This is a genomic window from Nocardia concava NBRC 100430, from assembly GCF_000308815.1.
Taxonomy (GTDB): domain Bacteria; phylum Actinomycetota; class Actinomycetes; order Mycobacteriales; family Mycobacteriaceae; genus Nocardia; species Nocardia concava.
Genome location: NZ_BAFX01000002.1, coordinates 48,734 through 66,647, shown reverse-complemented (window position 1 = coordinate 66,647; position 17,914 = coordinate 48,734). Strand labels below are relative to the sequence as shown.

Sequence of the window (17,914 nt, the reverse complement as noted above, 5' to 3'; positions counted from 1 at the left end):
AATTCTGTCCGGATTCCAGCAGTGGGAGCTCCCTGATCTTGTTCAGGACCACCAGCGTTCGAGGGTGCGGGCCACGCCGTCGTCGGAGTTGGAGGGGGCTACCTCGTCGGCGGCGGCGATGGCTTCGGGGTGGGCGTTGGCCATGGCTACGCCGTGGCCCGCCATCAGGAGCATGGGGACATCGTTCGGCATGTCGCCGAAGGCGATCAGGGAGCTGTGCTGGACGCCCAGGCGCTGGGCGACCGTGGTCAGGCCGGAGGCCTTGGTGACGCCGGGGGCGGACAGCTCGATGAGGCCGTTGTCGGTGGAGTAGGTCAGGTCGACACGGCCGGCCAGGTGGGGTTCCAGGGTGGCGCGCATGAACGAGCTGGCCGCACCGGGCAGGCGGATCAGCATCTTGATCGCGGAGGCGGAGATGACCTCGGCGCGGGAGACCTGCGTGTCGTCCGGATTCAGCCACGCGTGCTCGTACTCCGGCGAACTCACGAACTGTGGCGTGGCGGCATCGTGCGCACTGACGCCGACCCGTTCGGCCGCCAGCCCGCATCCCGGCAGCAGCCGCTCCGCGAGTTCGGCCGCCCAGGTCAGGGTTTCGACATCCAGCGTCCGAGTGTCCAGCACCCGATCGGACGCACTGTCGTAGATCACCGCACCGTTGCCGCACACGCACAGGGGCGCGAACCCCAGCCCCTCGACCACCGGATCGATCCACCGCGGCGGCCGCCCCGTGGCGAGCACGAACGGCACCCCATCCGCGATGAGCGCCTCGATCGCCGCCTTGGTACGCGCACTCACCCGCTCACCGTGATCGATGAGCGTGCCGTCCACATCGGAGGCGACCATCTTGGGTTTGGGCAGGTGAAAGAGCGTCACCTACTCCATCCTGCCTCGAGCGCCATCCCCCGCGCCCGTGGATTCCGGACCCCGCCGTACAAACGAGACCTTTCCGGCACCCCACCGGGGCCACACCCCAACCCGCCCCCAGCTCACACCCCCGCCACCCCCGGCCCGCACCCAATAACACACGGATTGCCATGCCGTCAGCCGTCCGTACCCCGCGTTTACGCTTTCCACTCCCTATGATCTGGGGTCAGTACTCGACCCCGAAAGGGAATGATGGCCGGTTTTCTGCTGCGACGTGCGCTGAACTATGTCGTGCTGCTGTTGCTGGCGTCGTTCCTCACCTTCGCATTGGCGTCGCTCACGTTTCACCCGCTGGAGAGCCTGGAACAGCGCAATCCGCGCCCACCGCAATCGGTCATCGAGGCCAAGCGCCAGGAACTCAAGCTGGACATGCCGATCCCGCAGCGCTACGGCGAATGGGTCAGCGGCGTAGTGATGCACGGCGACTTCGGTAAGACGCTGGCCGGGCAGCCTGTCAGTCAGGAGTTGCCACGCCGGGTCGGAGTCAGCTTGCGTCTGGTGCTGATCGGATCGATCCTCGGCACCCTGCTCGGCATCCTGATCGGCGCGGCGGGCGCGATACGGCAGTACAAGTTCAGCGACTACTTCACCACCATCCTGTCGCTGTTGCTGCTCAGCACGCCCGTCTTCCTACTCGCGACATTGCTGAAATACGGTGCGCTGGAGATCAATACCGCATCCGGTACGCAGATCTTCTATTACACCGGTGAGACCTCGGCGAACGCGGTGCACGGCGTCTGGAACCAATTGGTGGACCGAGTGCAGCATATGGCCGTCCCGACCCTGGTGCTGATTCTCGGCGCGGCTGCCGGGTACAGCCGCTACCAACGCAATGCCATGCTGGACGTACTGCAGAGCGATTTCATCCGGACCGCCCGGGCAAAGGGCCTGACCCGATCGCGGGCCTTGTACAAACACGGTCTGCGGACCGCGTTGATCCCCATGGCGACGCTGTTCGCCTACGGCTTCGGCGGATTGATCACCGGGGCGGCCTTCGTGGAGAAGATCTTCGGCTGGCACGGCGTTGGTGAGTGGCTGATCGATTCGATCAACGCGCAGGATCTGTACCCCGTGGTCACGATCACCGCGTTCATCGCCCTGGTGATCCTGCTGTCCGGACTGTTGTCGGACATCGTCCTCGCCATCCTCGACCCCCGGGTGCGTGCCTGATGACCGATACCGAACTCATCGTCCAAGGCGCGCCGGAACCCGCCGCAGCCGGTCGCCGGAAACTCGTGGTGCGCCGCTTCCTACGGAACAAGCCCGCGGTCGTCGCCCTGACGGTCCTGATTCTCATGGTGATCGCGGCGTTCGCGCTGCCGCCTTTCCTGAAATATGACTATCAGCAACTCGACTACACGGCGCTGTTGAAACCGCCCAGCGCGCGACACCCGTTCGGCACCAATCAGATCGGTCAGGATGTGCTGGCACAGACGCTGCGCGGCATGCAGAAGTCGCTGATCATCGGGTTCTCGGTGGCCTTCATGGCGGCCCTGATCGCGGCCTTCGCGGGATCCATCGCCGGACTGCTGGGCGGCTTGACCGACACGATCATCATGTGGGTGGTCGACCTGCTGCTGGTGATGCCGAGTTTCATCATCGTGGCGCTGTTCGCTCCGCGTACCAAGGGCAGCGGCAGTATCGCTCTGCTCATCGTTCTGCTCGGCGGGTTCGGCTGGATGATCAGCGCTCGCCTGATCCGAGGCATGACACTCGGGCTGCGGGATCGCGAATTCGTCCGGGCAGCCAGATATATGGGCGCGTCTACCTGGACGGTGATCACCACCCACATCCTGCCGAATATCGCCAGCATCTTGATCATCGATACCACCCTCGCGGTCGGTTCGGCGATCCTCGGCGAAACCGGCCTCAGCTACCTGGGATTCGGTGTACAGCCGCCGGACGTGTCACTCGGTTCGCTGATCGCCTCGGGCACCAAGTCAGCGCTGACCTATCCGTGGTTGTTCATGTTCACCGGTGTCATTCTGATCGCGATCGTCTTGTGCGCGAACCTGATCGGTGACGGCCTGCGCGACGCGTTCGACCCGAGTGCGCAGCGAGCGCGCTCGCGCCGCAAGGATGGAAGGGCCCAGGCATGACGGATAAGACGGGTCGCGCCACCACCGCCCCGCTGCTCGAGGTCGCCGATCTGCACGTGTCGTTCCCCGGTGAGGAGGGACGCATCGATGCCGTACGCGGGGTCAGCTACACCGTGCAGGACGGCGAGGTGCTGGCCATCGTCGGGGAATCCGGTTCGGGCAAGTCCGTTTCATCGCTGGCGGTCATGGGATTGCTGCCGGACCAGGCCCGGGTGCGCGGTTCCATCCGGTTGCGCGGGCAGGAACTCATCGGCATGGGCGACCGGCAGCTGTCGACATTGCGCGGCAGCAAAATATCGATGGTGTTCCAGGACCCGCTCTCGGCGCTGACACCCGTCTATCGAGTCGGCGATCAAATCGCGGAAGCACTCCTCGCGCACGGGAAGATGAGCAAGCAGGAGGCGGCACAGCGTGCCGTCGAGCTGCTGGACCTGGTCGGTATCCCGGATCCGGCGGTGCGCGCCAAGGCCTTTCCGCACGAATTCTCCGGCGGTATGCGCCAGCGCGTGGTGATCGCCATCGCGATCGCCAACGATCCAGATCTCATCATCTGCGACGAGCCCACCACCGCACTGGATGTGACGGTTCAGAAGCAGATCCTCAACCTGCTGGAGAAAGCCCGGGACATCACGGGCGCGGGCGTCGTCATGATCACTCACGACATGGGGATCGCGGCCACTCTGGCCGACCGCGTGGCCGTCATGTACGCCGGGCGCATCGTCGAAACCGCGCGTGCCGCCGATATTTTCAATTCGCCGCGGATGCCGTACACCGTCGGGCTACTGGGTTCCATACCGCGCATGGACGGCCCGGCGCGGATGCCGCTGGTGCCGATCGTCGGAGCGCCTCCGGCCATGCACGACCTGCCCGTCGGTTGCACCTTCGCACCGCGATGCCCGATCGCCGTGGACGACTGCCGGGCCGCGGAACCTCCATTGCAAGACACCGGACCCGGGCATCGAGCCGCATGCATCCGCACCGCGGAGGTCGGCACCGCTGCCCTGTTCACTGCTTTCCGGCGCGAGGTGAGCGCGGCCGAGCAGGTCGTCACACCGGACGACACGGTGGTGCTTCGGGTTTCGGACCTGAAAAAGACCTTCCCACTCACCAAGGGTGTGGTGTTCCGCCGTCGCGTCGGCGAAGTACACGCCGTGGACGGGATCAGTTTCGACGTCCGCGCCGGTCGAACCCTGGCGCTCGTCGGCGAATCCGGTTCGGGAAAGTCCACCACCTTGACCCAGATCATGGATCTGGTCACGCCGCAGGCGGGCACCATCGAGGTGCTGGGTAGCGATACCTCGCGACTTACCGGCGAGCGGCGCCGCGAGATCCGGCGCAAGATGCAGATTGTGTTCCAGGATCCGTCGTCTTCGCTGGATCCTCGCCTGCCGATCTTCGACGCCCTCGCCCAGCCGTTGCGTATCAACGGATTTCCGCACGACAAGATCCAAGGCCGCGTGCGGGAATTGCTGCGACTGGTCGGTCTGCGACCCGAACACGCCGACCGCTATCCGGCCGATTTCTCCGGCGGCCAGAAGCAGCGCATCAATATCGCCCGGGCCCTCGCACTGGACCCCGAGATCCTGGTTCTGGACGAGCCGGTCTCCTCGCTGGACGTATCGATCCAGGCCGGTGTGCTGAATCTGCTGCGCGACCTGCAGGCCGAGCGCGGGCTTTCCTACTTGTTCGTGTCCCACGACCTATCCGTGGTGCGCAATCTCGCGCACGACATCGCCGTCATGTATCGCGGGCAGATCGTCGAATACGGTGCCGCGGAACAGATTTTCGCGGATCCTCGGCACGAGTACACACGCGCGCTCATCGATGCCATTCCGATGCCCGTGGTCACGGAATAGGGGGCGAACCGTGGAAAGCAATGTGTTCCAGCAATACTCCGACGGAAGGAGCAACCGGTGAGGATTCGCTCGATCGGCTTACGGCTCGCGGTCCCACTGGTGGCCGTAGCAATGGTGACGACCGGCTGCGGCGGTGACAACGACAACTCCAATGCGGTGTCGTCCGACCTCGGCACTACCAGCGATATCAATCCACACGATGTCGCCGATCTCAAGGACGGAGGTAACCTGCGGCTGGCCGTCTCCGCGCTCCCGTCCAACTGGAACACCCTCCAGATCGACGGCAATGACGCCGAGATCACCAGCATCGAGCGGTCCACCATGCCACGCGCCTTCATCTCCGACGCGGCGGGCAATCTCAGCGTGGATCACAACTACTTCACCGATGTGCAGTTGACCAGCACAGACCCGCAGCAGGTCACCTACACCATCAACCCGAAGGCGGTGTGGTCCGACGGGACGCCCATCACCTGGGAGGACATCGCATCGGCCGCCGAAGCGCTGAGCGGCCGCAACAAGGACTTCCTCATCGCGAACAACAACGGATTCGACCGGGTCGCGAAGGTCGAACGCGGCGTGGACGACCGACAGGCGATCCTGACCTTCAGCAAGCACCTCGGCGAATGGCGAGGACAGTTCTCGGGCAACAGCTTCCTGGTCCCGAAGGCCGTCACCAGCACCCCGGAAGCGTTCAACAAGGGCTTCGTGGACAATCCCGGTCCGAGCGCCGGACCGTTCATGGTGCAGTCCATCGACCGGGGTCAGGGTCGAATCGTGCTGGGCCGCAACCCCAAGTGGTGGGGAAACACCCCGAAGCTGGACACCATCACCTTCAGCGTCCTCGACAGCTCGGCCGACCTGCCCGCATTGCAGAACAACGAGATCGACGTGGTCGGCCTCGGCAGCCGCGATGAGATCAAGACCGCGCAGGGCACCAACGGCATCGCCATCCGCCGTGCCAACAGCATGCAGTGGTCGCACCTCACCTTCAACGGTGCACCCGGTTCGATCCTCGCCGATCCCAAGCTGCGCGTCGCCATCGGCAAGGCCATCGATCGGCAGGGCATCGCTACCGCCATGCAGAACGGCATGGTCATCGATCCCAAGCCGCTCAACAACCACATCTATCTGAAGAACCAGAAGGGCTACCAGGACAACTCGCTCGGCTTCGACCCCGATGCCGCCGCGAAGGAACTCGATGAGCTCGGCTGGAAGGTCCCGGCCGGTGGCGGCACCCGAGAGAAGGACGGCCGCAAACTGGAGATCCGCGATGTCATGTACAACCAGGACCTCTGGGTGCAGATCGCACAGATCATGCAGCAGAACCTGGACCGCGTCGGGGTGAAACTCATCATCGACACCAAGCCGGGACAGGACTTCTTCCCCAGGTACATCAAGTCCGGCGATTTCGATGTGACGCAGTTCAGTTGGGTCGGCGACCTGTTCCCGCTGAGCAGCATGGACCAGATCTGGGGCTACCACCCCGACGACTGGCAGGGCAACTACGGCCACATCGGCTACCCGGAACTCAATGATCTGATCGAAAAGGGCGTCTCCGAACTCGATCCGGCGAAGGCCATCGAAATCGCCAACCAGGTCGACAAGAAGGTCTTCGAAGAGGGGCACTCGCTGCCCCTGATGCAGACGCCCGCCAATGTGGGTGTCCGCGCCAACCTCGCCAACTACGGCGCGGCCGGCCTGCAGAGCCTCGACTACACGAAAATCGGCTTCCTGAAGTGAATTCCCGGATGGGTCATGCTCTGGCCTATCCGGCGCTCGTGACGATCGGGACCCTGGCGATCACTCTCGCCGGGGTCCCGTTCGCCGATCCGGAGCAGGTGGGCGTGCTCACCGTTCTAGCCGTAGTCGTTCTGGCCTACAGCGGTTTCCGGTTCGCGGTGGCGCTCGGATACCTGCCCGCTGGGCTGCCGGGTGGCAGAGAGCCTCGCGAGGTGGCGGTGCGGCGGGTGCGGCAGCAGCATCGGTTGGTGAGCCGGTCATGGCTGGAGTTCACGGTCGGCGGCAAGAACCGCTGGCTGCCGGTGTATTTCGATCCGGAGCTGTTGACGCTCACCCAGTCGACCGGTGAATTATCCAGTCGCACAGTCACAGTCGAAGAACATCGGCTGTATCCGGCCGGCCATATGCGAGATACGGAACCCGTAGGTCGGCTGATCGACAATCCGTCCCGACCGGATCCCGACGCGATGAGCCGGATCGGATGGGGCCGGAGACTGCTGCTCGACGCGCAATCCGCCGTAGCCGCACCATTCGTCGCAATCTTCTGGGTGTACCTGGCGGGCGGCGGCATCGTGGTCTTCGCGGCCGCCACCGCGATAACCGCCGCAGCCGCCACCTGGCTGGCGGCGATTCGCGGCGGCGATCCGAGCTGATCGGCCGAAACCAGTAATCTGCCTAGCGGTCGAAGAGCTTCCAGTGCCCTTCGGAGACGACCTCCACGACGCCATCCACCACTCTGATGGCTGTCTGGTCATCGACCGCGTAGCCCGGTACCGACATGCGGGCGGCCCAGTTCTCGGCGTCGGCCATGGTGTTCTCCGGACACATCACGTTGTCCAGGTGCGGGAAGATCGAGAATCCGACCATGCCCAGTGTGCGGTCGCCGCCCGCGGGCGGCTTCCAGCCGACGAACTCCTCCCCGACGTGCGGCGCCATCACCATGCTGCCGGCACTGAGTCCCACATAGACCGTCCGGCTCAGCGATGGGAACAGATCCACCAGGCCGGATGCGCGCATCCAGTGGTGCAGATACAGGACGTCGCCACCACACATCAGCAGAGCGTCGGTCTCCCGGACCAGAGGAACCCAGTTCTCGGCGGCGATGCTGGGCAACGCCGTCAACTCCAGCATCCCTACCGACTTCCACCCAAGTTCGACCATGGGGTTGCGGCTCTGCCCGGCGATCTGCCGCCATGTCAGTACGGCGGTCCCGGGCATGCCGCCGTACATGGCGGTGGGGATACACAAGGCGGTGGCCTCACTGATGGGCTTGCCCAACATGTCGACCAGTGCGTCGCGGATGCTCTGATTGCTGACACCACCAGAGGTGAGGAGAAGCTTCATGGAGTTTCCTTGTCCATCGTGAGCCGTGCGCGGCAGCGGCGTTTCGTGGTGAGCCGACTACTTCAAGCGATGCCGGATCCTCTGGCAGACAAGCCAATCCCGGTCAACCGACTCGGACAAGCGTAGGACTCGACGATACGGAGTGGGTACGGCTCCAGGGAAACAGGTCCGAACGCACCTGACCGCGCTGACCGGATCGGTCAGCGCGGTCTCTCCAGTTATGGACGGGCCGAGGGGAACTCGGGGATCAGGCGGCGTGCATCGCGGCGGTGACCTTGCGGGTCATTTCGGCAACGACGGGGCCGGGCTGGCCGTTGCGGCCGGTGGAGGCGGCGGCCTCGAGGGCTACCAGGACGGTGGTGCGGAAGTTGTCGGCCTCGGCGGGGTCCTGCTGCTCGAGTACGGTCACCGCGGCCGTCAGGGCGGGAAGGACCTGGTCGGCGAGCTGAGCGACGTTCTTGCCGCTGAGGTGGATGTCCTTGGACTTCGCGTTCAGGACGTGGCCGATGGGGCCGGTGGCCGAGAGCAGGGCGATCGAGCCGGCGGTGGAGGCCTTGTGCGGCTTGTCGGCTGCGGCGGAGACCAGCGAGACCGCGCCGTAGGCGGCGGAACGGATGGTGGCCTTGTCGTCGGCGGTCAGGTTCAGGGTGGCGGTGGCGGACATGGGATGCTCCTTCGAAAGCTGTTGTGGCAGTGGCCCGGATCCGGTGAACCGGGCCTGTCTTGTTCGATGGACATACTTTGTCCCGCCCGCTTGACACCGCCCTGATGCCAACCTGACACGATCACTGACACACGACCCGGTGAGCGATCGGGGCCGATTGGCCTCGCTCTGCCTGCGCCGCAGGGTTATTCAGCTTTGCGCTTCCGGGCTACCGCATCGGTGTAGAGCTCAGTCGTCAGCTGGTCGGACGAAACGCCGAGCTCCGCCAGCACTGAACGCAGGTCCGAGAGCGCGGTATCCAGGTCCCCCTCGGCCTCGGCCATGGTCTCGAGCTCCAGGAATGTTCCGTCGATTTCGGGAACGGTGACGATGGTGGCGAGCATGTCGCGGCCGACCGCCTCGAAACGGTGGTTCTCACACCGCTTCGTGAAGGAGAGACGCGGTCGGTAGCCCAGCCGCTCAACGATCTCCGCCATCGTCGTGCGGTCACCAACGGTCGTCTCGTACTCGGGCTTCGATCCCGTCGCAGCGTCGACTGCCGCATCCTTGAACGTGAGGAAGGTGCGGGCGGATCCGTCGGCGCTGTTGATCGTTCGCAGGCGGAGCTCACGATCCGCGGAGGTGAGTGCGCCAGCGCTGTCATCGAAATAGGTGTCGTTGTAAACGACGTGGTCAGCTTCGGAATACGCCTTCAGCCTCTCTCGGACCGAGTCCGGATCGGTGAGGCGAGCCTTGTACTCCGCTTCGATCACTGCCACTCCAAATTGGCTAGATGATTCGGTCTGCGCTGGCGACAGCCTGTTTCAACGTACGAACGAACGCGTGGTGCAGTACACCACGGTGATTGGGTTCGATTCGATGAGTCGGTGACGTGTGTCCCTCATGGACACTGGTGAATGCGGATACGAACAAGACGTCATCGACCTTGATGATTCGCCACACCGGCACATGGTCGTACGAGTAGAGCTCGATTCGACTGCCGCTCATGGAGAGTTCCTTGATGCGAGCGATCGCGAGCCGAATTCCCGCCGCGAAGGACTCGACCGACTCGCCGATCTCCTCGGCTCGCCGTGCAGCCGATTCGGAGTCCGGGTTCAGAAGCAAGACCCGAATAGACGCCTCGGCTGGGAGCGCATCGCGCAAAAGCGAATCATTGAGGCCGAGCAGGCCCAGGCCCCGCACCGCCATCACGTCGATGGCGTCCGAACCGGAGGCGCGAGTACGAATCTCGTTGGCCGCCTCGGCCTGTGACGGGTATGTCCAACCGATCTCGCTCAGATTGTCCAGAGCCATCCGAACATAGGCGGCAGGTGCGAGACCGAGACTCATCCGCGCATGGTCGGGCATGTTCAGGCCGTCCGCCAGCCGTTCGAACGTGCCCAGGGCACTGACCATCCGCTTTCGGTTGATCAGCTCGTTCACCCGCCCCTGCGATATGTCCAGGGCAGTGGCGAGCCGCTGCTGACTTGCGCCGGTGTGTCTCTGGACGAGCGTGAGCAGGGTCGCGACGTCTCGCTCCCGGAGCGCGACTTGAACCACGTCCTGATTCCAGACCTGCGCGGGAACAACTATCGGAGCGAAGGATTCTCCTCGCATCGGCCCCTCCCCGGTTTGGCCCAGCACTCCACGTACGCCAATCTCACCATGAGATCGGCAGGGCGGCAGGTGGTATCACCACGCTGTAATCGAAATCGGATCCACGCTTCGAGTTAATTGAGGGCATGACCAATCCGTATATCGCTCCCGAGGAGTTTTCGAGGCGGGATCGCGAGGGAAGGAAACTGCCGTTGTGGGCCAGACCTGGTGCGGTGGTGTGGTTTCGGATCACCGGTCGGGCGGCTGTCGAATGCCGGATCGAGGGGGCGAACGATCGGGGGATCAGGTTGTCGAACGGAGAGCGGTTTCTCATTGCTCACCTTCGGCGGGGAAGTTCGGACGACACAAGCTATTTCGAGAAGTATGACGCGATTGGACGTATCACGAGGACGGCGCGACCCATATGAACCGAACGGCCTGACCCGGGGCTCCTCCCCGGGCAGGCCGTTTCGGACGTTATTCGGGCTGGGTGCGGCGGGCGGCCTTTTCGGCGGCTTCGGCGGCGTCCATGGCGTTGGCTTCCTCGAGGGTGGGGGCGCTGCCGCCTAGGCGGGCGGGGACCCAGTAGGCGCCGGGCTCGTGGGGGTAGTCCTTTTGGAGGTCCAGGAGCATGGATTCCATGGTTTTGTGGAGTTGGGCGGTGAGGGCGGAGGCGGGTTCGTAGGGGGCGATGGGCTCGCCTACGGCCATGGAGATGGGGGTGTTGGTGCGGCCCAGGCGTTTCGGGAAGCCCTTGGTCCAGACGCGCTGGGCGCCCCAGATGACGATGGGGATGATGGGGACGTTCGCCTCGATGGCCATGCGGGCGGCGCCGGATTTGAATTCTTTGAGTTCGAAGCTGCGGCTGATGGTGGCCTCGGGGTAGACGCCGACCAGTTCGCCGGCCTTCAGGCGCTTGACGGCCTCGTGGTAGGACTCGGCGCCCGCGGACCGGTCGACCGGAATGTGCTTGAGCGCGCGCATGATCGGGCCGGAGATGGAGTTGTCGAAGACTTCCTTCTTGGCCATGAAGCGGATGTAGCGCTTCGTGGTGCGCGCGGGCAGACCCGCGTAGGTGAAGTCCATATAACCGGTGTGGTTGATCGCGATCACCGCACCACCGGTCGCCGGAATGTTTTCGTCACCCTTGACGGTGAACTTCAGGCCCTGCAGCGCGAAAATCGTGCGGGCCAGCCCGATGACGGGGTAGTAGACGGGTTCCACAAGTCCGCTAGCGTAGTCGCTGCCCGCGCGGCATCCAGTGATCCAGGCAACACCTTTCGAATTGATGTGACTTACAGACACTGAAAGAGGTTCGCAGGAGTGGAAAACGACCGGACAGCGCTGCGTGAACACCTCCGCAAGGGGCTGCTCGGGACACTGATATTCGGCGCGGCATGCCTGGGCGCGGGCTGCGATTCGAGGGTCGGCATCGAGGGCACCGATTGGCAGGCCGACTCCGGCAATCCGGCGGAGACCAGCGCGGATACGCAGACAACCACGGCCGCGACCACCGATGGCGTCGGTGCGGTGCCCGGCAAACCCGAGGCCGCGGTGGCCGTCGCGCGGTGGGCGGCCGACCTGCGCGGCAGGGGGCTCGACGAAATCGCGGACCGGTGCTGGACCATGGCGCCGCGCAATGTGCGCAGCATGTACGCCGACCCGCAGCCCATTCTCGACGCGCTCGCGGGGACCGGCGCGCACAACGGCAGCGCCGCCGTCTGGCAGAACGCGGCGGTCACGGTGACCGCACAGGATCGGGACATCGCGACCGGATACGCCTGCCCGCACGTCGTCGCGACCGGCGGCGAGGGCGGATTCAATGACGCGGACGCGCGACACACGGTGCGACGCTTCCTATCCCGTGCGATCGGCAAGCCCCTGGACCCCACCGACCGCGAGGACGCGTACCCGCTGGTCTGCGCCGCGGGCCGCACCTGGGATCCGGAGGGAACCGGGAAACCGGCCAATGTGCCGCTGGCGGTGAACCCGTCGAAGCCGGGCACGGTAAAGACCTTCGTGGACGAGTCCATCAAGTCCGAGTGGCCGCGCGGCGGATACATCACCGTGTCGGTGCCGGTCACCACCGGAACGGGTAATCAGACAAAGCAGATATACACCTTGAAGTCGGGCTCCGAGGGTTACTGCATCGGCGACGTCTCGGGCTAGTCGGTACTCTGGGTGGCTGGTAACGGTCAGGGAGGAATGAAGCTCGTGCAGATCACCAGCGTCGGACACGCCGGATTCCACATCCGAACCGCGGCCGGGACGATCCTCTGCGATCCCTGGGTCAACCCCGCGTATTTCGCCTCGTGGTTCCCCTTCCCCGACAACACCCAGCTGGACTGGGACGAGCTCGGCAACTGCGATTTCCTCTACGTCTCGCATCTGCACCGCGACCACTGGGACGCCAAGCACCTGGCCGACAAGGTGAACAAGGACGCCACCGTCCTGCTCCCCGACTACCCGGTGCCGGACCTCAAGCGGGAGCTGGAGAAACTCGGCTTCACCAAGTTCGTGGAGACCGAGGACTCGGTCAAGACCACGATCACCGGCCCGGGCGGCGACCTGGACATCATGATCATCGCGTTGCGCGCCCCCGCCGACGGCCCGATCGGCGACTCCGCCCTGGTCGTGTCCGACGGGGAAACCGTGTGCTTCAACATGAACGACGCGCGCCCGGTCGACATGGATGTGCTGCACGACAACTTCGGGCATGTGGACATCCACCTGCTGCAGTACTCGGGCGCCATCTGGTACCCGATGGTCTACGACATCCCGACCAAGACCAAGGCCAACTTCGGCAAGCAGAAGCGCCAGCGCGGCATGGACCGCTGCCGCTCCTACATCGAGCAGGTCGGGGCCACCTGGGTGGTGCCGTCGGCCGGCCCGCCGGTCTTCCTCGACGACGAGCTGCGCTACCTCAACGACGATCACGGCGACGAGGGCAATATCTTCCCCGACCAGATCGTGTTCCTGGATCAGATGAAGATCCACGGCAACGAGGGCGGGCTGCTCATGATCCCGGGCTCGACCGCGGATCTGCGTGGCAAGGAACTGAATTCGCTCACCCACCCGGTCGATCCGGACACCATCTACGGCGACAAGGCCGCCTATATCGAGGCCATGGCGCAGCGGATGGCCCCGGTGCTGGCCGCCGAGAAGGCGACCTGGGCCCCGGCCGAGGGCGAGCCGCTGCTGCCCGCGCTCAAGGCCAAGTTCGAGCCGATCATGGCGCAGAGCGACCTCATCTGCGACGGCATCGGCTACCCGGTCGGCCTGGTCATGGGCGACGAGACCGTGGTGCTCGACTTCCCCAAGCGCGTGGTGCGCGCGCCCATCGAGGGAGAGGGCAAGTACCGCTACGGCTTCCGCATCGCGCCGGAACTGGTGCGCACCGTGCTCCGCGACGACGAGCCGGACTGGGTGAACACCATCTTCCTGTCGACGCGCTTCACCACCTGGCGTATCGGCGGCTACAACGAATTCCTCTACACCTTCTTCAAGTGCCTCACCGATGAGCGCATCGCCTACGCGGACGGCTGGTTCGCCGAGGCGCACGACGATTCCGCCTCCACCGAGCTCGACGGCTGGGAAGTCCAGCGCCGCTGCCCGCACCTGAAGGCGGACCTGTCGAAATTCGGTGTGGTGGAAGGCAATACGCTCACCTGCAACCTGCACGGCTGGCAGTGGGATCTGGAGTCGGGCCGGTGCAAGACCTCCAAGGGCCACGAGCTGCGCTCGAAGAAACTGGTCTGACGCCGCGAGTGCGGCCGGTACCCGGGTATCGGCCGCAACCACGCAATTACCTCAGCCCATCCCGACTTCGGACGGCTGCAGCTCGCGGGTGAGCCGCGACGACCACGGACACCAGAAGCAACCGGGCAGGAACGCGCCGCACGCCTCGTCGAGATGTTCCTCGACGTACTCGGTGCTGGCGTCGCAGACTTCGATGGCCACGGTGAAGAACGTGATCGTGTCCGGGTCGAGGTGGAAATCCCAGCCCGGGTTGTACGGCGTCTTCTGCTTCCGAATCCTGCCCATCACGTGGGTGGACATCGTCTCCTCGCCCGACAGGATGCGGCGCGCTTCCTCGATGCGCTGTTGATTCCTGACCTCGAAGACGAATTCCTTGCCGGAGTAATCGGTAAAAGCGAAGTAGGCCATGATTTTTCCCTTCGGCGGAGCGATCGGGGGAGGCAGGACCTGCCTTTCGATGGTAAGGCTCACAAACCGAGTGAATTGCCCAATTCGATTGCTTACCAATAGGTTTAGAGGACCGCCCCGTTTGTTTCCGGTTTCGACTTCCTACCGGTCCGCTTCGCCTGAACAATCAAGTCCCGCACCGCCATCGCTCCGCGTGCCACCGGAGCCGCCACCCGGCCCTGCTCATTGATCAATACCCCCGACGGCGTACCGCGCACCCGATACCGCAGCGCCGCCTCGTTTCCCTGCTGGACCAGTACCGGAATCTCACCCAGCCCCTGCTCCTCGCCCCATTTCGCATGCTCGCCCACATCGCCGTTGCCCAGCACCGCGATGGTCAGCGCATCGCTCGAACGGGCCTGCCAACGCGGCAGCTCACGGGCCAGCGCGGCGCACATCTCGCAGCCGGGATGCACGAAGACCAGCAGCAATGACTTTCCCGGCGACAGCAATTCGTCCAAACCGGTCCGTCCGCCCGCGGTCTTCAGGACCTCGAATTCCGGTGCGATCGCACCCGGCGGCAGCCCCTCCGCACCCAGGGTCGAGAGCACCTGCTCGTCCAGCCGCCGCCGCAATGCCCGCAGCTCACCCCACAGCGAGACCAGCACCGCGCCGAAGCCCGCCGCCACCGCCATGGCGACCGCGTGATCGAGCGGCAGCACGCCCGGCACCTGCGGATCCGCGAGCGTCGCGACGACCGTCAGACCCGCCAGCAGGATCAGCATCACATTGCGCAGCACCGTGCCCCGGCCGATCGGCGCGGCACTGCCCGCCCCGAAACACGAACAGGCCGGCCGCCTTCCTTGCCGCAGCAGCCGCACCACCGCCCCGGTGAACATGCCCAGCAGCAGAATCGCGACCAGCGCCGCCGCGGCCGCGGTCCACGGCGGCAACAGCGCGGCCGCCACCACCGCCTCCACCGCGGGTAGTCCCCACGCCACCGCGGGCACCCAGGCCAGTGGAATACCGAACTCCCCCACCGCCTTCCGAGTGCCGGACCCATCGGCGAATTTCCCCCACGCCGAGATCCCGAAGACGACGGCAAGCACCAGACGCGCGACCCACACCACGTAGTCGATAGCCATGACCGCACCATCGCACACTCATATGGACAGCGAATTACGAATCAGCCGAACAGTTTTCACCGCACGCAGCCGGGTATAAGAGGCGACCGGTCGCTACGCCCCGAAAGGCGGGACCGGGCGCTCAGCCGCGGGAGCGGGCGGCCACCGCGACCGCTACGAAGGTCAGCGCGCAGCCGACCAACGTGGCCGCCGAGACTCGGAAACCGCTCGGTGCGACGGCATCCAGTAGCAGCGACGCGAGCAGCTGGCCGGCCACCGAGGTCAGGCCGAGCAGCAGCACGCCGATCCATCGCACCACCACGACGGCCAGGGCGACGAACGAAATGCCGATCAGGCCACCGAGATACAACCACGGTTCGGTGGGCGGCGGCCCGAATCCGCCATGCCTGATCACCACGATCGTCTCGATGACGACCAGTGCCGCGGTGCCCGTCGCGAAGTTGGCCAGCGTCGCCGACAGCGGTCCGCCGACCACACCCACCCGGCCGTTCACCGCCTGCTGCCAGGCCACCAGCACGCCCGCCACCAGCGGCAGCACCACCAACAGCACCGAGGCCGAGGAAGACCCGGCGAGCCCGGAGCCGCCACCGTTGCGGCCCGCCACTGCGAGCAGCACGGCCACCAGGCCCAAACCCGCGGCACCGATCCGCCACGCCGTCACCCGGGTGCGCCCGCCCGGCCCCCAGCCCAGCCGGTCCACCACCAGACTGCTCGCCAGCTGACCGGCCACCGTCGCCACCGTGAACGCCGTGACCCCGATGGTCGCCACGGTAAGCCCCTGGCAGGCAACGAAATACCCACCCGACAGCCCGCCCAGCAGCTGCCACCACCGCAGCTCCCCCGCGGCCAGCGCGGCCCACACCCGCCCGACCCCGGCCCGCAGGCGAGCGCTCGCCGCGAACACCACGGCGAGCAGCACCAGTCCGCTGCCGAAACTGATGGTCGCCGCCGCGATCCCATCGTCCAGCCGCGCCCCCAGCTCCCCATTGATCCGCGATTGGACGGCAATGGCCGCGCCGATGGAACCCCCGAACACCAACCCCAGCCACCGCCGCACCGCCACCGCCCGATTGTCCACGGCCGCCACCGGCACTCCCAACCGACTGGCCGGATCGCCTACCCGCGTTGCCCGGCGGTCAGCGCGAGCCCGCCTCCGGGGCCGAGGGTTCGCTCACGGGGTCCGGGTCCGGCGCGGGCCGGGGCAGCCAGGTCGGCACCAGTCCCGCGGCGAGCAGCAGCGGAATACCCAGCAGGGCAACCATTACCGGGATGGCGAGCCAGGCCGAGGCCACCGCCGCGACGGCGAAGACCAACAGGGCCATCACCTCGGTGAGGAAACCGGAGACCGAGGTCACGGTGGCCCGGGCCGGACCCGCGATCGCGTCCTGCAGTCGAGCCGAGGCGATCACGTCGGCGTTGTAGTCGATGCCGTAGGCGATGCCCACCGCCGAAAAGCCCACGGCCGTCAGCGCATACAGCGCGGCCGGATGGTGTGCGGCCGATCCGGCCACCAGGGCACCGCCGATGAACAGCACACCGGCCACCGTCAGTGCCACCGCCATGGTCACGGTCCGCATGCCCGCGGTGCGGCCCGCCAGCAGCGAACCCGCCAGCGCGCCCGCCACCGTGACGCCGACCAGAATCGCCGCCAGGGCCGGACCGGCACCGGCGTGGTCGGCCAGCAGGGCGAAGTACTCGTCGAAGGCGGTCATACCGTTCAGCAGGGCGACCACCACCACGCCGCGGCGAATCACGCGGACGCGCATGGCTTCTCGCAGTCCAGCCCGGAGCATGTCGAGGTAGCCGAGCGAATCCGGCTGTGGCGCAGGTGGTTCCGCATCGGCGTCGGCCTCCTCCAAATCCTCGACCTCCGCCGCGGAGACGGATTTCGGGGCACTCGGCAACAGGACAGCCGCGAGCGTGTGCAGCGCCGCCATACCCACACTCGACCAGGCGACGAGGGCGTACCCACCCCAGGCGTACAGCGGTGCCGCGGCGAGAATGCCCGCGAGCGCGGCGGATTCGGAGGCGGCACGGGTGTAGCCCATCAGGCGCGGGTAGGTGCGAGTCGCGGCGCGAGCGGTTAGGTCGTCGTAGATCAGTGCCTCGAACGTGCCGGAACGCAGCGAGCCCGAAGTGCCCCACAGGATGAAGCCCGCGGCGAAGCCCAGGTAGGACGGGTACAGCGTCCAGGCCAGGAACCCGGCCGCCAGCAGCGCACCCGACAGGATCAGCAAGCCTCGTCGCGAAACCGTGTCGGCCCACGCGCCCGACGGGATCTCCAGCACGAACGAGGTCGCGGACCAGATGGCGAACAACGACGAAATCTGCGCCGCATTCAATCCGTGCGCGGCGAAAAGCAGCGCGTAGAGGGCATAGAACGGAATCAGATCCGCGGTGAACGCGAACAGCACCGCCGAA

General features: G+C 65.8%; 17 protein-coding genes. 7 read left to right on the top strand and 10 right to left on the bottom strand.

Annotation, left to right across the window (positions count from 1 at the left end; translation table 11 throughout):
- Window positions 1-42 precede the first annotated feature (42 nt).
- Window positions 43-843, bottom strand: a complete 801-nt coding sequence (locus ON43_RS00505; RefSeq protein WP_040802348.1) for a Cof-type HAD-IIB family hydrolase — start codon at window positions 841-843, stop codon at window positions 43-45.
- A 273-nt stretch (window positions 844-1,116) separates the two neighbouring features.
- On the opposite strand from ON43_RS00505, the gene ON43_RS00500 reads away from it, so the two are divergent.
- From ON43_RS00500 to ON43_RS00480, 5 genes are read left to right on the top strand one after another with little or no spacing between them, the layout of a single operon-like run.
- Window positions 1,117-2,094, top strand: a complete 978-nt coding sequence (locus ON43_RS00500) for an ABC transporter permease (RefSeq protein WP_040802347.1) — start codon at window positions 1,117-1,119, stop codon at window positions 2,092-2,094.
- Complete coding sequence (locus ON43_RS00495) at window positions 2,094-3,023, top strand: ABC transporter permease (RefSeq protein ID WP_040802305.1); 930 nt, start codon at window positions 2,094-2,096, stop codon at window positions 3,021-3,023. The genes ON43_RS00500 and ON43_RS00495 overlap by 1 nt, the downstream gene beginning before the upstream one ends.
- Window positions 3,020-4,879, top strand: a complete 1,860-nt coding sequence (locus ON43_RS00490; RefSeq protein ID WP_051177689.1) for an ABC transporter ATP-binding protein — start codon at window positions 3,020-3,022, stop codon at window positions 4,877-4,879. Before ON43_RS00495 ends, ON43_RS00490 begins: the two co-directional genes overlap by 4 nt.
- Window positions 4,880-4,936: 57 nt before the next feature.
- Window positions 4,937-6,619, top strand: coding sequence for an ABC transporter family substrate-binding protein (locus ON43_RS00485; RefSeq protein WP_040802304.1), 1,683 nt, complete (start codon window positions 4,937-4,939; stop codon window positions 6,617-6,619).
- A gap of 38 nt (window positions 6,620-6,657) precedes the next feature.
- A complete protein-coding gene (locus tag ON43_RS00480) occupies window positions 6,658-7,272 on the top strand; it encodes a hypothetical protein (protein ID WP_245568418.1) in 615 nt (204 codons plus the stop codon).
- A gap of 22 nt (window positions 7,273-7,294) precedes the next feature.
- Here the strand turns inward: ON43_RS00480 and ON43_RS00475 are convergent, their stop codons facing one another.
- The 5 genes from ON43_RS00475 to ON43_RS00455 form a co-directional block, all read right to left on the bottom strand.
- A complete protein-coding gene (locus ON43_RS00475) occupies window positions 7,295-7,963 on the bottom strand; it encodes a Type 1 glutamine amidotransferase-like domain-containing protein (protein ID WP_040802303.1) in 669 nt (222 codons plus the stop codon).
- Window positions 7,964-8,210: 247 nt separating this feature from the next.
- Window positions 8,211-8,627: a hypothetical protein gene (locus ON43_RS00470; RefSeq protein ID WP_040802302.1), complete on the bottom strand. Its 417-nt coding sequence runs from the start codon at window positions 8,625-8,627 to the stop codon at window positions 8,211-8,213.
- Between the two features lie 185 nt (window positions 8,628-8,812).
- Window positions 8,813-9,379, bottom strand: coding sequence for a class IV adenylate cyclase (gene cyaB, locus ON43_RS00465; RefSeq protein ID WP_040802301.1), 567 nt, complete (start codon window positions 9,377-9,379; stop codon window positions 8,813-8,815).
- Window positions 9,380-9,395: 16 nt separating this feature from the next.
- A complete protein-coding gene (locus tag ON43_RS00460) occupies window positions 9,396-10,223 on the bottom strand; it encodes a helix-turn-helix domain-containing protein (RefSeq protein ID WP_040802344.1) in 828 nt (275 codons plus the stop codon).
- Between the two features lie 456 nt (window positions 10,224-10,679).
- On the bottom strand, window positions 10,680-11,426 hold the full coding sequence (locus ON43_RS00455) for a lysophospholipid acyltransferase family protein (protein WP_040802300.1): 747 nt from the start codon (window positions 11,424-11,426) through the stop codon (window positions 10,680-10,682).
- A 99-nt stretch (window positions 11,427-11,525) separates the two neighbouring features.
- Here ON43_RS00455 and ON43_RS00450 point away from each other — a divergent pair, with 99 nt between their 5' ends.
- Together ON43_RS00450 and ON43_RS00445 are read left to right on the top strand one after the other, a co-directional pair.
- Window positions 11,526-12,371 (top strand): hypothetical protein, encoded by an 846-nt coding sequence (locus tag ON43_RS00450; protein WP_051177684.1) that lies wholly within the window; start codon window positions 11,526-11,528, stop codon window positions 12,369-12,371.
- A gap of 45 nt (window positions 12,372-12,416) precedes the next feature.
- Window positions 12,417-13,961: a Rieske 2Fe-2S domain-containing protein gene (locus tag ON43_RS00445; protein ID WP_040802342.1), complete on the top strand. Its 1,545-nt coding sequence runs from the start codon at window positions 12,417-12,419 to the stop codon at window positions 13,959-13,961.
- A gap of 51 nt (window positions 13,962-14,012) precedes the next feature.
- Here ON43_RS00445 and ON43_RS00440 read toward each other — a convergent pair whose 3' ends face one another.
- The 4 genes from ON43_RS00440 to ON43_RS00425 all read right to left on the bottom strand — a co-directional run bounded on the left by ON43_RS00440 (window position 14,013) and on the right by ON43_RS00425 (window position 17,907).
- Window positions 14,013-14,432, bottom strand: coding sequence for a BP74-related protein (locus ON43_RS00440; protein ID WP_245568417.1), 420 nt, complete (start codon window positions 14,430-14,432; stop codon window positions 14,013-14,015).
- A gap of 41 nt (window positions 14,433-14,473) precedes the next feature.
- Complete coding sequence (locus tag ON43_RS00435) at window positions 14,474-15,493, bottom strand: MauE/DoxX family redox-associated membrane protein (RefSeq protein ID WP_040802298.1); 1,020 nt, start codon at window positions 15,491-15,493, stop codon at window positions 14,474-14,476.
- Window positions 15,494-15,614: 121 nt separating this feature from the next.
- On the bottom strand, window positions 15,615-16,580 hold the full coding sequence (locus tag ON43_RS00430) for a DMT family transporter (RefSeq protein WP_040802341.1): 966 nt from the start codon (window positions 16,578-16,580) through the stop codon (window positions 15,615-15,617).
- Between the two features lie 49 nt (window positions 16,581-16,629).
- Complete coding sequence (locus tag ON43_RS00425) at window positions 16,630-17,907, bottom strand: MFS transporter (protein WP_051177683.1); 1,278 nt, start codon at window positions 17,905-17,907, stop codon at window positions 16,630-16,632.
- Window positions 17,908-17,914: the final 7 nt, after the last annotated feature.

Bases quoted from the DNA above. Each gene is read 5' to 3' on its own strand.
- ON43_RS00460 (WP_040802344.1), bottom strand. From the start codon at position 10,223: ATGCGAGGAGAATCCTTCGCTCCGATAGTTGTTCCCGCGCAGGTCTGG.
- ON43_RS00475 (WP_040802303.1), bottom strand. From the start codon at position 7,963: ATGAAGCTTCTCCTCACCTCTGGTGGTGTCAGCAATCAGAGCATCCGC.
- ON43_RS00495 (WP_040802305.1), top strand. From the start codon at position 2,094: ATGACCGATACCGAACTCATCGTCCAAGGCGCGCCGGAACCCGCCGCA.
- ON43_RS00435 (WP_040802298.1), bottom strand. From the start codon at position 15,493: ATGGCTATCGACTACGTGGTGTGGGTCGCGCGTCTGGTGCTTGCCGTC.
- ON43_RS00470 (WP_040802302.1), bottom strand. From the start codon at position 8,627: ATGTCCGCCACCGCCACCCTGAACCTGACCGCCGACGACAAGGCCACC.
- ON43_RS00490 (WP_051177689.1), top strand. From the start codon at position 3,020: ATGACGGATAAGACGGGTCGCGCCACCACCGCCCCGCTGCTCGAGGTC.
- ON43_RS00500 (WP_040802347.1), top strand. From the start codon at position 1,117: ATGGCCGGTTTTCTGCTGCGACGTGCGCTGAACTATGTCGTGCTGCTG.
- ON43_RS00505 (WP_040802348.1), bottom strand. From the start codon at position 843: ATGGTCGCCTCCGATGTGGACGGCACGCTCATCGATCACGGTGAGCGG.